12 protein-coding genes are annotated in these 12,637 nt (G+C 62.7%); 9 read left to right on the top strand and 3 right to left on the bottom strand.

Features of this window, described 5'->3' with window-relative positions:
* Positions 1-310 precede the first annotated feature (310 nt).
* Positions 311-1,087: an enoyl-CoA hydratase gene (locus AWB74_RS33925; protein ID WP_061150996.1), complete on the bottom strand. Its 777-nt coding sequence runs from the start codon at positions 1,085-1,087 to the stop codon at positions 311-313.
* Positions 1,088-1,227: 140 nt separating this feature from the next.
* Between AWB74_RS33925 and paaN the strand changes: the two genes are divergently transcribed.
* The 4 genes from paaN (at position 1,228) to paaK (ending at position 5,714) form a co-directional block, all read left to right on the top strand.
* Positions 1,228-2,937, top strand: coding sequence for a phenylacetic acid degradation protein PaaN (gene paaN / locus AWB74_RS33930; protein WP_061150997.1), 1,710 nt, complete (start codon positions 1,228-1,230; stop codon positions 2,935-2,937).
* Positions 2,938-3,096: 159 nt separating this feature from the next.
* Entirely contained in the window at positions 3,097-3,888 is a 792-nt protein-coding gene (paaG, locus tag AWB74_RS33935; RefSeq protein WP_061150998.1) for a 2-(1,2-epoxy-1,2-dihydrophenyl)acetyl-CoA isomerase PaaG, read from the top strand.
* Positions 3,889-3,952: 64 nt separating this feature from the next.
* On the top strand, positions 3,953-4,339 hold the full coding sequence (gene paaI, locus AWB74_RS33940) for a hydroxyphenylacetyl-CoA thioesterase PaaI (protein ID WP_235024781.1): 387 nt from the start codon (positions 3,953-3,955) through the stop codon (positions 4,337-4,339).
* A 70-nt stretch (positions 4,340-4,409) separates the two neighbouring features.
* Positions 4,410-5,714 (top strand): phenylacetate--CoA ligase PaaK, encoded by a 1,305-nt coding sequence (paaK, locus tag AWB74_RS33945; protein WP_061151000.1) that lies wholly within the window; start codon positions 4,410-4,412, stop codon positions 5,712-5,714.
* Positions 5,715-5,773: 59 nt separating this feature from the next.
* Here paaK and mltA read toward each other — a convergent pair whose 3' ends face one another.
* Complete coding sequence (gene mltA / locus AWB74_RS33950) at positions 5,774-7,015, bottom strand: murein transglycosylase A (RefSeq protein ID WP_200822074.1); 1,242 nt, start codon at positions 7,013-7,015, stop codon at positions 5,774-5,776.
* Positions 7,016-7,112: 97 nt separating this feature from the next.
* Positions 7,113-7,487 carry a Co2+/Mg2+ efflux protein ApaG gene (gene apaG / locus AWB74_RS33955; protein WP_061125736.1) on the bottom strand — a complete coding sequence of 125 codons (375 nt, stop codon included), beginning with the start codon at positions 7,485-7,487 and terminating at the stop codon, positions 7,113-7,115.
* Between the two features lie 221 nt (positions 7,488-7,708).
* On the opposite strand from apaG, the gene rpe reads away from it, so the two are divergent.
* The 5 genes from rpe to trpD all read left to right on the top strand — a co-directional run bounded on the left by rpe (position 7,709) and on the right by trpD (position 12,636).
* Complete coding sequence (gene rpe / locus AWB74_RS33960) at positions 7,709-8,404, top strand: ribulose-phosphate 3-epimerase (RefSeq protein ID WP_061151002.1); 696 nt, start codon at positions 7,709-7,711, stop codon at positions 8,402-8,404.
* Positions 8,401-9,141 carry a phosphoglycolate phosphatase gene (locus tag AWB74_RS33965; RefSeq protein WP_061151003.1) on the top strand — a complete coding sequence of 247 codons (741 nt, stop codon included), beginning with the start codon at positions 8,401-8,403 and terminating at the stop codon, positions 9,139-9,141. The genes rpe and AWB74_RS33965 overlap by 4 nt, the downstream gene beginning before the upstream one ends.
* 366 nt (positions 9,142-9,507) lie before the next feature.
* Positions 9,508-11,004 carry an anthranilate synthase component I gene (trpE, locus tag AWB74_RS33970; protein ID WP_061151004.1) on the top strand — a complete coding sequence of 499 codons (1,497 nt, stop codon included), beginning with the start codon at positions 9,508-9,510 and terminating at the stop codon, positions 11,002-11,004.
* 12 nt (positions 11,005-11,016) lie between these two features.
* Positions 11,017-11,601 (top strand): aminodeoxychorismate/anthranilate synthase component II, encoded by a 585-nt coding sequence (locus tag AWB74_RS33975; RefSeq protein ID WP_061151005.1) that lies wholly within the window; start codon positions 11,017-11,019, stop codon positions 11,599-11,601.
* 3 nt (positions 11,602-11,604) lie between these two features.
* A complete protein-coding gene (trpD, locus tag AWB74_RS33980) occupies positions 11,605-12,636 on the top strand; it encodes an anthranilate phosphoribosyltransferase (RefSeq protein WP_061151006.1) in 1,032 nt (343 codons plus the stop codon).
* The last annotated feature ends 1 nt before the right edge of the window (position 12,637 follow it).

Raw genomic sequence — 12,637 nt, forward strand, 5'->3', positions numbered from 1 at the left:
CGCCATCAAGCGCCCACACTTATCGGCTGTTAGTTTTTAAAGAGCACATCGCAAGACCGTCAAACTTCACTACCGTCCTGCGTCGCTGCGTTGTCTGCAGCAGAGAAACGAGATTATGAAGAACGACTCGGTTACTGTCAACAAGAATTTCGAAGATCTTTACTTGCTGATCGCGCCTGGAACCTTCTACAACCTACTCCAGGCGCACCACCGATTCCCCTCTCCCGCTCCCTTCGCGCTCATCGATGCGCGAAGGAACGGAATTCTAGTAAGTGGCATCAGGAAGCGCAAGCGCTTTCCCAAATAAAAATCATCGATGCCTGAAGACCGGCTTACGTTTCTCGACGAAGGCGGCCATGCCTTCCTTCTGGTCCTCCGTAGCAAACAGCGAATGGAACAGCCGCCTCTCGAAATGCACGCCTTCCGCAAGCGTCGTCTCGTACGCGCGATTGACTGCCTCCTTGGCCATCATCACGACCGGCAACGAAAATCCTGCGATGATCGTCGCGGCCTCGACGGCCTCGTCGAGGAGACGCTCCGCCCCCACCACACGCGACACCAACCCCGCGCGCTCGGCCTCGTTCGCGTCCATCATTCGCGCGGTCAGGCACATGTCCATCGCCTTGGCCTTCGAAACGGCGCGAGGCAGACGCTGCGTGCCGCCCGCACCCGGGATGACGCCAAGCTTTATCTCGGGCTGGCCGAATTTCGCCGTGTCGGCAGCAATGACGATGTCGCACATCATGGCAAGCTCGCAACCACCGCCAAGCGCAAAACCGGCCACCGCGGCAATGACAGGCTTGCGGATCGTGCGAATCGTCTCCCAGTTGCGCGTGATGTAGTCGCCCCGATAGACATCCATATAGGAATAGCTGGCCATCATGCCGATGTCCGCCCCCGCGGCGAACGCCTTCTCGCTGCCGGTCAACACGATTGCACCGATGTTCTCGTCGGCGTCGAACGCCTTGAGCGCGGAGCCCAGTTCGTCCATGAGCGCGTCGTTCAGCGCGTTCAGCGCCTTGGGGCGGTTTAGCGTGATGAGTCCAACCCGATCACGCGTTTCGACCAGCAGATTCTCGTAAGCCATTCACTCCTCCCTCTCTACCCTCAGGTAAGCCCTAATGAAAAGACATCGTCACAGCATCTCGATAATGCTAACATCGCCAACCAACCGGTCGGTTAATTATTAGACCCAACATCTCTCTTCCTCGTACTCTTTTCGCGACCATGACACATCCGCTATTCACGAAGCACGAAGCGACGCTCGACAAAGCGCTCGCAGCCATCGAAACGCGCGGCTACTGGAGCCCGTTTGCCGAAATGCCGAGTCCCAAAGTGTACGGGGAAACGGCCAATGCCGATGGCGAAGCCGCGTTCAAGGCGCACTTCGGCAAGACATTCGAACTCGATCAGCCTTCCACCGGCGACACTGTCGGCAAGGAACGCTCGCCCTTCGGTATCGCACTCGACATCCGTTACCCGAAAGCCGATCCCGATGCGCTCGTCCGGGCCGCCGCCGATGCGCAAGCCGGCTGGCGCGCCGCCGGACCGCGGGCTTGGGTCGGCGTTAGCCTCGAGATTCTGTCGCGTCTGAATCGTGCCAGTTTCGAGATCGCCTACAGCGTCATGCACACGACCGGACAGGCATTCATGATGGCTTTCCAGGCCGGCGGCCCGCACGCACAGGACCGCGCGCTCGAAGCCGTCGTCTATGCATGGGACCAGTTGCGCCGCATCCCCGCCGAAGCGCACTGGGAAAAGCCACAAGGCAAGAACCCGGCGCTCGCGATGCAAAAGCGCTTCTCCATCGTCCCGCGCGGCACCGGACTCGTGCTCGGCTGCTGCACATTCCCGACGTGGAACGGCTATCCGGGCATGTTCGCCGATCTCGCCACAGGCAACGCCGTCATCGTCAAACCACACCCCGGCGCAATCCTGCCGCTCGCCATTACCGTGCGCATCGCGCGCGAAGTGCTGCGTGAAGCCGGTTTCGATCCGAACGTCGTCACCCTGCTCGCGACCGAGCCCAACGACGGCGCCCTCGTTCAGGATCTGGCCGTCCGCCCGGAGATCAAGCTGATCGACTTCACGGGCAGCACGCAAAACGGAACCTGGCTCGAGCGCAATGCACATCAGGCGCAGGTGTACACCGAAAAAGCGGGCGTGAATCAGATCGTCATCGATTCCGTGGACGATATGAAAGCCGCCGCGCGCAACATCGCCTTCTCGCTCGCGCTTTATTCCGGCCAGATGTGCACGGCGCCGCAGAACATCTACGTGCCGCGCGATGGCATCAGCACAGCTGAAGGCCATCTCAGCTTCGACGATGTCGCGAAATCCATCGCGGGCGCCGTCCAGAAACTGGCATCCGATCCGGCGCGTGCCGTCGAACTCACGGGCGCGATCCAGAACGATGGCGTCGCGAATCGCGTCGACGAAGCCCGAGCGCTCGGCGAAATTCTGCTCGACAGCCAATCCCTGGCGCACCCGGTGTTTCCTGACGCCCGCGTGCTCTCCCCGCTCGTGCTCAAGCTCGACGCGCGAACCGATGAAGCCAAATTCACGAAGGAATGGTTCGGCCCGATCTCCTTCGTCGTGGCGACCGACTCGACCGCGCAATCGCTCGACCTCGCCGGCTCCATCGCGCGCACGCACGGCGCACTGACGCTCTCGGCCTACAGCACCGACGAAAAGGTGATCGAAGCTGCGCACGAAGCGGCCATCGAGGGCGGCGTTGCGCTTTCGATCAACCTTACTGGCGGTGTGTTCGTCAATCAAACCGCAGCGTTCTCGGACTTCCACGGCACGGGCGCAAATCCGGCTGCGAACGCCGCACTGTCCGACGCCGCCTTCGTCGCGAACCGCTTCCGCGTGGTGCAGAGCCGAGTCCATGTTGCTCCGACGGCCGCGCCGGCGGTAGCTGGCCAAACGGCATAAGCCAAAGCGACAACGAAAGATGCGAAGGCCGAAGAGCCGTGCAAACGGCTTATGCCATTCGGCCTGATGGAAAGCGGTGCGCCGCGCGGCTAGTATCGGAATGTAAGGGAACCGGTCAGTCGTGGCCGGCGCGGCCGGATCGGCGACAGAGGAGAAGCAATGACAGAGAAGTCCGTATTGTTCCGCATCGATGGCGAAACGCGTGTCGCGACGCTGACGCTCAATCGCCCAGACAAGCTGAATAGCTTCACGCGCGAGATGCATCGCGAGTTGAACGAGGCGCTCAGTGAAATCGAGGCGAGCAGGGCGCGCGCGCTGGTGATTACCGGCGCAGGCCGCGGTTTTTGCGCGGGTCAAGACCTGGCGGATCTGGATTTCACGCCCGGCTCGATGTCGGATCTCGGTAATCTCATCGACGAGTACTTCAATCCGCTGGTTCGCAGACTGCAGGCGATGCGGCTGCCGGTAATCGCCGCAGTGAACGGCACGGCGGCCGGGGCCGGGGCGAACCTCGCAATGGCGTGCGATCTCGTCATCGCGGCACGATCGGCAAGTTTCATACAGGCGTTCGTGAAGATCGGCCTCGTGCCGGACTCCGGTGGCACGTGGCTTTTGCCGCGTCGCGTCGGTGAGGCGCGCGCGCTCGGCCTCGCGTTGACGGGCGAAAAACTCAGCGCGGAAAAAGCCGAAGCCTGGGGAATCGTGTGGCGTGTCGTCGATGACGGCGAACTGCAGCAAGCGGCAGCGCAACTGGCCGCGCAACTCGCGCAACAGCCGGCGCGCGCGGTCGTCGCGATCAAGCAGGCAATCCGCGCGAGCGCGAATAAGACTTTCGACCAGCAACTCGACCTCGAACGCGATCTGCAGCGCGAACTGGGTGCGTCGCCCGACTACATCGAAGGCGTAGCAGCATTCAAGGAAAAGCGCGCACCGCGCTTCGAAGGTCTGTGAGAACCCAATCAAACCGGAGACACCCGTGACGCCACAACAACTGGCGGAAGCCACGGCCAAGGCCATGTATGAAGGCGACGCATGCTCGCGCGCGCTCGGCATCGAACTGATCGAAGTGCGGCCGGGCTATGCGCGGCTGCAAATGGACGTGCGCCCCGACTTTCTCAACGGTCATGCGATTTGCCACGGCGGCCTGATGTTCACCCTGGCGGACTCTGCGTTCGCCTTCGCATGCAACTCATACAACATCAGCACGGTCGCGGCAGGCTGCTCGATCGAGTTTCTGCGACCCGTGCAAGGTGGTGATCGTCTGACCGCGGAGGCGATCGAGCAGACGTTGAGCGGCCGCACCGGCATCTACGATATCCGCGTGACGAATCGCGACGGCGAGGCGGTAGCAATGTTCCGCGGAAAGTCCGCTCAGATACGGGGCACTGTGATCCCCGCGTGACGGAAATAGTTCATCGAACGGACGCGGCATGTAAAGGCCGCGCCGCATAGTCAGCATCAAGGAGACAGCAATGACCACACCGCTGCCGCTCGAGCCGATCGAAAAGGCGAGCCGCGACGAACTCGCGGCGCTGCAACTCGAGCGCCTCAAATGGACGCTCAAACACGCCTACGAGAACTCGCCGGTCTATCGGCGCAAGTTCGACGAGGCGGGCGTCCATCCGGACGACGTCACATCGCTTTCGGATCTCGCGCGCTTTCCCTTCACGACGAAGAAGGACTTACGCGACAACTATCCGTTCGGCATGTTCGCGGTGCCTCAGGAGCGTGTCTCGCGCATTCATGCATCATCAGGAACGACGGGGAAGCCGACGGTCGTCGGCTACACGGCGCAGGATCTCGACAACTGGGCGAACCTCGTCGCACGCTCGATCCGTGCGGCCGGCGCGCGCCGTGGCGACAAGGTTCACGTGAGCTATGGCTACGGACTCTTCACCGGCGGTCTTGGCGCGCACTACGGCGCGGAGCGTGCGGGTCTCACGGTCATTCCTTTCGGCGGCGGCCAGACCGAGAAGCAGGTGCAACTGATTCAGGACTTCCGCCCCGACATCATCATGGTGACGCCGAGCTACATGTTGTCGATCGCCGACGAACTGGAGCGCCAAGGCCTCGATCCGGCGGCCTGCTCGCTGCGCATCGGCATTTTTGGCGCGGAGCCGTGGACGAACGACATGCGCCGTGCGATCGAAACTCGCATGGGCATCGACGCAGTCGACATCTACGGACTCTCGGAAGTAATGGGGCCGGGCGTCGCGTCGGAATGCGCGGAAACCAAGGACGGCCCGACGATCTGGGAAGACCACTTCTATCCCGAGATCATCGATCCCGAGACCGGCGAAGTGTTGCCCGACGGCGAATTCGGCGAGCTCGTCTTCACGTCGCTCACGAAGGAAGCGCTGCCGATCATCCGCTATCGCACGCGCGATCTGACGCGCCTTCTGCCCGGCACCGCGCGCACGATGCGCCGCATGGAGAAGATCACCGGCCGCTCCGACGACATGATGATCGTGCGCGGCGTCAACGTCTTTCCGACGCAGATCGAAGAGTTGCTGCTGAAGCGGCCCGTGCTCGCGCCGCACTATCAGATCGTGCTCACCAAGGAGGGCCCGCTCGACGTTCTGACGCTGAACGTCGAGCCTTGCCCGGAGTCGGCGCCCGACCTAACCGCACTCGACAGCGCGAAGGCCGCGCTCGCTTACGACATCAAGGCGCTGATCGGTGTGAGCGCCGTGGTGAACGTGCTCGCGGTGAATGGCATCGAACGTTCGGTCGGCAAGGCGCGGCGCGTGATCGACCGGCGCAACAAGCCGTCCTGACGTAAAAAAGCTCGCGGGCCTTGCGGGCCGCGAGCTTCTCAAAGACTAAGCAAGTCGAATCAGGAATTCGGCATCAGCAGCCACATCCTGCCGCCTTGCTTCATGCGGCCCGCGAGATCGCCGGCATCGTCGCCGAGACCCCAGAAGTAATCCGCGCGCACGCCGCCCTTGATCGCCGAGCCGGTGTCCTGCGCGAACACGAGACGGTTCATCGGCTGATTGCTGAGCGGACGGGTCGTCTGCAGGAACACGGGCGTGCCGAGCGGTATCGCCGAAGGATCGACCGCGATCGATCGTTCTGGCGTCAACGGCACGCCGAGCGCGCCCACCGGACCATCGCCCTGGCTCGCGGTCACCGTGTCGTTCGCGGGCATTTCGCGGAAAAACACGAAGCGCGGATTCACGTCGAGTAGCGCGTCGACGCGCGCCGGATTCGCCTTCGCCCATGCCTTGATGCCTTGCATCGTCGCCTGCGCGGGCGTCAGTTCGCCGCGATCGAGCAGTTCCTTTCCGATCGACCGATACGGCTGATTGTTCGTGCCACCGAAGCCGACGCGCATCACGCTGCCGTCTTCCATCGTGACGCGTCCCGAACCTTGCACCTGCAGAAAGAATGCCTCGATCGGATCGTCCACCCATACGAGTTCGTTGCCGCTCAACACGCCCGAACGTTCGAGTTGCGCTCGCGCGGGCAGTGCCGAACCAGGCTTGTACCGATACGGCCAGCGATAAAGCGCGTACTGATACACACCGTGGCGCGTGCGCGAGCCTCGCAGAAGCGGCTCGTAATAGCCGGTCACGAGACCGTCGAGCGTGCCGTCGGTATTGGCGAGCTGAAATGGCGTGAAGTAGGTTTCGAAGAAGCTGCGCGCCGCCGACATGTCGAGGTCGTCCAGTCGCAGCGCCGCCGCACACGCCTTCTGCCAGTTGGCCTGACGCGCGAGCCGGTTGCAGTTCTGACGCAGCGCGGCTGTCGCGCCGATCAGCGAATCGTCCTGCCAGCCCGGCACCTGCTGCCAGCTCACCGCCGTCAGGCGCGACGCGGCGCGCTGCCCGGTTATGACCGGCGTGGTGGTTGCCGTGGCGGGGCCCGGCTTCACGTAACTGCCGCCTCCGCACGAGGCGAGCAGGACAGCCGTTGCAATCGATGCGGCCCAGGCCGCCAGCCGCGCGGTGGGCCGCGCGAAACGCATACAATGCTCGTTCTTGATGGGAACCGCCATGTCTGATCTGTTCGACGAATATCCAATGCTTATTTTTGCGCTCGAATCGCTCGTGGCGCTCGCCTTGCTGATCTTCATCGTCGTGTGGACGGCATCGGGCAAGAAGAAAAACCAGAATCGCACGAACGATCCAGCCGACCGGCGCTGAGTTGCGCCGCGTGCCGCAGGCTTCCGCTTAGTGGAGCGTGCGCGGCATGTGCAATGCGAATTCCGCTATGGGCGCCTCGAAGCGCTCGCCATCTTCCGCCACGCAGAAATACTCGCCGCGCATCGTGCCGACCGGCGTTGCGATCACGGCCCAGCTCGTGTATTCGAACTGCTCGCCCGGAGGCAGGAGCGGCTGATGCCCGACGACGCCGAGCCCCTTCACTTCCTGCACGTGACTGTTGCTGTCGGTAATGATCCAGTGCCGCGAAATCAACTGCGCCGCGACCTGGCCAGTATTGCGGATCGTCAGCGTATAGGCGAACGCGTACTGGCGACTATCGGGGTCGGACTGTTCCGGCAAATACCGCGTCTCCACGGAAACGCTGAATTCGTACTGGCTCATCGTTGTTCCAATTCCCATTCGATCGGCCGCTGCGCTGCCGGACACGAGCACGCGGGCGCGCCGCTATTCGTCTGGCATTCTGCTTGATGCAGGCCGTGCCCGCAACACGATTGGCGCGTCGGCGTCACATCCGCGCGTCATCCATTGGCCGTTCGGACGACGGACCCGATGCAAAAACGCGGGTTAAAATCACGGCTTTAGGCCGCCACCCGCATACGTCCATGACGCAATTCCACATCGCTCCCAGCATCCTGTCCGCGGATTTCTCCCGCCTTGGCGAGGAAGTCCGCAACGTCGTCGCCGCTGGCGCCGACTGGATCCACTTCGACGTCATGGACAACCACTACGTGCCAAATCTGACGATCGGCCCGTTGGTGTGCGAAGCCATCCGCCCGCACGTAGACGTCCCCATCGACGTGCACCTGATGGTGCGCCCGGTCGACCGCATCGTGCCCGATTTCGCGAAGGCCGGCGCCAATGTGATCAGTTTCCATCCGGAAGGTTCGGATCACATCGACCGCACGCTGTCGCTGATCCGCGATCACGGTTGCAAGGCGGGCCTCGTGTTCAATCCCGCGACGCCGCTCAATTACCTCGACCACGTGATGGACAAGATCGACCTCGTGCTGATCATGTCGGTTAATCCGGGGTTCGGCGGCCAGTCGTTCATTCCCGAAGCGCTCAACAAGCTGCGCGAGGCGCGTGCGCGCATCAATGCGTATCGCGATCGCACGGGACGGGAGATCCATCTCGAAGTCGACGGCGGCGTGAAGGTGGACAACATCGCGGAAATCGCGGCGGCCGGCGCCGACTCGTTCGTCGCGGGCTCGGCTATTTTCGGCAAGCCCGACTACAAGCAGGTCATCGACGCGATGCGCGCGGAACTGGCGAAGGCCGAATCGGGAGCGAAGGCATGAGTGAAATCGCGGCGGCGCAGTCGCCTTTCGTGAACCGCCCGATCCGCGCGGCGATCATCGATCTCGACGGAACCATGGTCGATACCGCGGACGATTTCGTGGCCGCGCTGAACGCGATGCTCGCGCGTGTCGGTATCGAACAGCCGGTCACGCGTGACGAAGTCACGAACTATGTCGGCAAGGGATCGGAAAATCTGATTCGCAGCGTGCTGGCGATGCGTCTGTCGCCGTCGCAAGCGGCCGCGCAATTCGACGACGCGCTCGCGATTTATCAGAGCGAATACGCGAAGGTCAACGGCAAGCATTCGGCGCTCTTTCCCGAAGTGAAGGAAGGCCTCGTAGCGATGCGCGATAGCGGCATCGCGCTCGCGTGCGTGACGAACAAGCCGCATCGGTTCGCCGTGGAGCTGCTCGCGCACTTCGGCATCGCGGATTTCTTCAAGGTGATTCTCGGCGGCGATTCCCTGCCCGCGAAGAAGCCCGATCCGCTGCCGATGCTCACCGCATGCGAACGACTGGACGTATTGCCGCGCGAAACCGTGGCGGTCGGCGATTCGGAGAACGATGCGCTCGCGGGCCGCGCGGCGGGCCTCGCGACGTTGACCGTTCCGTACGGCTACAACCACGGCAAGCCTGTACAGTCCGTGAAATCGGATGGTATAGTTTCTTCGCTGCGCACTGCAGCGCTGGCGATTGCCGCCACATTGGCGCCGCCGGACACCACACTGACCGAATAAGTCCATCCATTCATGTTTCTCAACAGAAAACGGAGTCTGAGCAGCATCGACCGGGGAGCCTGGCCCTGGCGTCGCTGGTCGCGCTGACCTCGCCCGAGGTGCGCTGAAGCCATCTTCCCGATCGCGCTTCAGCATCCGTTTTTTGTTTCGCTGCGCGTTCCTGCGCCGTTTCCGTCGAATCGCATTTCATCGAATTCTGCTCGTGCGCGCGTCGCTTGAGCGACTCGCGCAGTCTCAACCGCTTTCCTCACGCGAAGCGGCGAGGCCGTCGTATGCGATGATCACGGGATACGGCCGCCCGCAGCGTCCCAGCTCTCCCCGATGCCGCGCCGCCCAAGAAAGCGCGTGTCGATAAAGGATCGCAACATGACCGAACTCGAATTCCAATCCCTGGCGAACGAAGGCTACAACCGCATTCCGTTGATCGCCGAAGCCCTCGCCGACCTCGAAACGCCGCTCTCGCTCTATCTCAAGCTCGCGCAGACCGAGCGCAACGGCGCAAACTCGTTTCTGCTCGAATCCGTCGTGGGCGGCGAGCGCTTCGGGCGCTACTCGTTCATCGGCCTTCCGGCGCGTACAGTCGTCAGCGTGCAGAACGGCAAATCGCAGGTTCTCACCGATGGCAACGTCGTCGAAACGGATGAAGGCGATCCGCTCGCGTTCATCGAGACCTACCAAAAGCGCTTCAAGGTCGCGACGCGGCCCGGTCTGCCGCGTTTCTGCGGCGGTCTCGCCGGTTACTTCGGCTACGACGCGGTGCGCTATATCGAGAAGAAGCTCGCGCACACCGCGCCGCCCGACGATCTCAATCTCCCCGACATTCAACTGCTGCTGACGGAAGAAGTCGCGGTCATCGACAACCTCGCGGGCAAGCTCTATCTCATCGTCTACGCCGATCCGACGAAGCCCGAAGCGTATGCAAAGGCGAAGCATCGTCTGCGCGAACTGCGCTCCCGTCTGCGCGTGACGGTGCAGCCGCCGGTGACATCGTCGAGCGTGCGGACCGAGACGTTCCGCGAGTTCAGGAAGGACGACTATCTGAACGCCGTGCGCAAGGCGAAGGAATACATCGCGGCGGGCGAGCTGATGCAGGTGCAGGTCGGCCAGCGTCTCATCAAGCCGTTCCGCGACAACCCGCTTTCGCTGTATCGCGCGCTGCGCTCGCTGAATCCGTCGCCGTACATGTACTACTACAACTTCGGCGGCGACGTTCACGTGGTCGGCGCGTCGCCGGAGATTCTCGTGCGTCAGGAAAAGCGCGCCGAGGATCGCATCGTGACGATTCGCCCGCTCGCAGGCACCCGTCCGCGCGGCAATACGCCGGAGCGCGACGCCGAGCTCGCCACCGAACTGCTGAACGATCCGAAGGAAGTCGCCGAGCACGTCATGCTGATCGACCTCGCGCGCAACGACGTCGGCCGCATTGCGCAGACGGGTTCGGTCTCGGTGACGGACAAACTGGTCATCGAGAAGTATTCGCACGTGCAGCACATTGTGAGTTCGGTCGAAGGCAAGCTCAGGGAAGGCATGAACAACTTCGACGTGCTGCGCGCGACGTTCCCGGCCGGCACGCTGTCCGGCGCGCCGAAGGTCCGCGCGATGGAACTGATCGACGAACTGGAGCCCATCAAGCGCGGCTTGTACGGCGGCGCAGTCGGCTATCTCTCGTTCAGCGGCGAAATGGATCTGGCCATCGCGATCCGCACCGGCCTCATCCACAAGGGCAATCTCTACGTTCAGGCAGCGGCGGGCGTCGTCGCGGATTCCGTGCCGGAATCCGAATGGCAGGAAACGGAGAACAAGGCGCGCGCCGTGCTGCGCGCCGCCGAGCAAGTGCAAGACGGCCTCGACAGCGACTTCTGAGGAGACAAGACCATGCTGCTGATGATCGACAACTACGATTCCTTCACCTACAACCTGGTCCAGTACTTCGGCGAGCTCGGCTGTGACGTGCGCACGTATCGCAACGACGAAATCACGCTCGATGAAATCGCGAAGCTCGACCCCGAACGCATCTGTCTCTCGCCGGGACCGAGCAATCCGCAGCACGCGGGCATCACGCTCGACGTGCTGCGCGAGTTCTCCGGCAAGCTGCCGATTCTCGGCGTGTGCCTTGGCCATCAGGCGATCGGCGAGGCGTTCGGCGGACGCGTCGTGCGCGCGCAGACCATCATGCACGGCAAGGTGAGCCAGATCGAAACCGACTGTAAAGGCGTGTTCTCCGATCTGCCGAAACACTTCAACGTGACGCGCTATCACTCGCTCGCCATCGAGCGCGAGTCTTTGCCCGACTGTCTCGAAGTGTCCGCATGGACGCCGGACGGCGAGATCATGGGTGTTCGTCACCGTGAACTGGAAGTGGAAGGCGTGCAGTTCCATCCGGAATCGATTCTTTCCGAGCATGGCCACGCGCTGCTCGAAAACTTCGTCAAGAACACCACGACCGGAAAGCGAGCGTAAAACATGATCACCGCACAGGAAGCGCTGCAGCGCACGATCGAGCATCGCGAGATCTTCCACGACGAAATGCTGCACTTGATGCGTCAGATCATGCGCGGCGAGATGTCGCCCGTGATGGCCGCCGCGATCATCACCGGCTTGCGCGTGAAGAAGGAAACCATCGGCGAGATCGCCGCGGCCGCGACCGTGATGCGCGAGTTCGCAAATCACGTCGAAGTCGAGGACAACTCGAATTTCGTCGATATCGTCGGCACCGGCGGCGACGGCTCGCATACTTTCAACATCTCCACCGCGTCGATGTTCGTCGCGGCGGCGGCGGGCGCGAAGGTCGCGAAGCACGGCAATCGAGGCGTATCGAGCAAATCCGGCAGCGCGGACGTGCTCGAAGCGCTCGGCGTCAACATCGATCTGACGCCGGAGCAAGTGGCCGCGTCGATTCATGAGACCGGCATGGGCTTCATGTTCGCGCCGAACCATCATCCGGCGATGAAGAACATCGCGCCCGTGCGCCGCGAACTCGGCGTGCGCACCATCTTCAACATTCTCGGGCCGCTGACGAATCCGGCCGGCGCGCCGAATCAGCTTCAGGGCGTGTTCCATGAAGACCTCGTCGGCATTCAGGTGCGCGTGATGCAGCGTCTCGGCGCGAAACACGTGCTCGTCGTGTACGGCAAGGACGGCATGGACGAAGTTTCGCTGGGCGCCGCGACGAAAGTCGGCGAACTGAAGCATGGCGAAGTCACCGAGTACGAGATTCATCCCGAGGATTTCGGCTTGCAAATGGTGTCGAACCGCACGCTGAAAGTGCAGGACGCGCAGGAATCGAAGGCGATGCTGCTCGGCGCGCTGAACAACAAGGCGGGCGTCGCGCGCGAGATCGTCACATTGAATGCGGGCACGGCGCTTTACGCTGCCGATGTCGTCGATACGATCGAAGCCGGCATGGCCGCCGCGCGCGAGGCGATCGAAAGCGGCGCGGCGCGCGAGAAGATCGACGTGCTCGTGAAGTTCACGCAGCAATTCGCGAAGAAATAAC

This window comes from Caballeronia arvi, from assembly GCF_001544695.2.
In the GTDB taxonomy this organism is placed as follows: domain Bacteria; phylum Pseudomonadota; class Gammaproteobacteria; order Burkholderiales; family Burkholderiaceae; genus Caballeronia; species Caballeronia arvi.

Bases quoted from the DNA above. Each gene is read 5' to 3' on its own strand.
- AWB74_RS33925 (WP_061150996.1), bottom strand. From the start codon at position 1,087: ATGGCTTACGAGAATCTGCTGGTCGAAACGCGTGATCGGGTTGGACTC.
- paaN (WP_061150997.1), top strand. From the start codon at position 1,228: ATGACACATCCGCTATTCACGAAGCACGAAGCGACGCTCGACAAAGCG.
- paaG (WP_061150998.1), top strand. From the start codon at position 3,097: ATGACAGAGAAGTCCGTATTGTTCCGCATCGATGGCGAAACGCGTGTC.
- paaI (WP_235024781.1), top strand. From the start codon at position 3,953: ATGTATGAAGGCGACGCATGCTCGCGCGCGCTCGGCATCGAACTGATC.
- paaK (WP_061151000.1), top strand. From the start codon at position 4,410: ATGACCACACCGCTGCCGCTCGAGCCGATCGAAAAGGCGAGCCGCGAC.
- mltA (WP_200822074.1), bottom strand. From the start codon at position 7,015: ATGAAGATCAGCAAGGCGAGCGCCACGAGCGATTCGAGCGCAAAAATA.
- apaG (WP_061125736.1), bottom strand. From the start codon at position 7,487: ATGAGCCAGTACGAATTCAGCGTTTCCGTGGAGACGCGGTATTTGCCG.
- rpe (WP_061151002.1), top strand. From the start codon at position 7,709: ATGACGCAATTCCACATCGCTCCCAGCATCCTGTCCGCGGATTTCTCC.
- AWB74_RS33965 (WP_061151003.1), top strand. From the start codon at position 8,401: ATGAGTGAAATCGCGGCGGCGCAGTCGCCTTTCGTGAACCGCCCGATC.
- trpE (WP_061151004.1), top strand. From the start codon at position 9,508: ATGACCGAACTCGAATTCCAATCCCTGGCGAACGAAGGCTACAACCGC.
- AWB74_RS33975 (WP_061151005.1), top strand. From the start codon at position 11,017: ATGCTGCTGATGATCGACAACTACGATTCCTTCACCTACAACCTGGTC.
- trpD (WP_061151006.1), top strand. From the start codon at position 11,605: ATGATCACCGCACAGGAAGCGCTGCAGCGCACGATCGAGCATCGCGAG.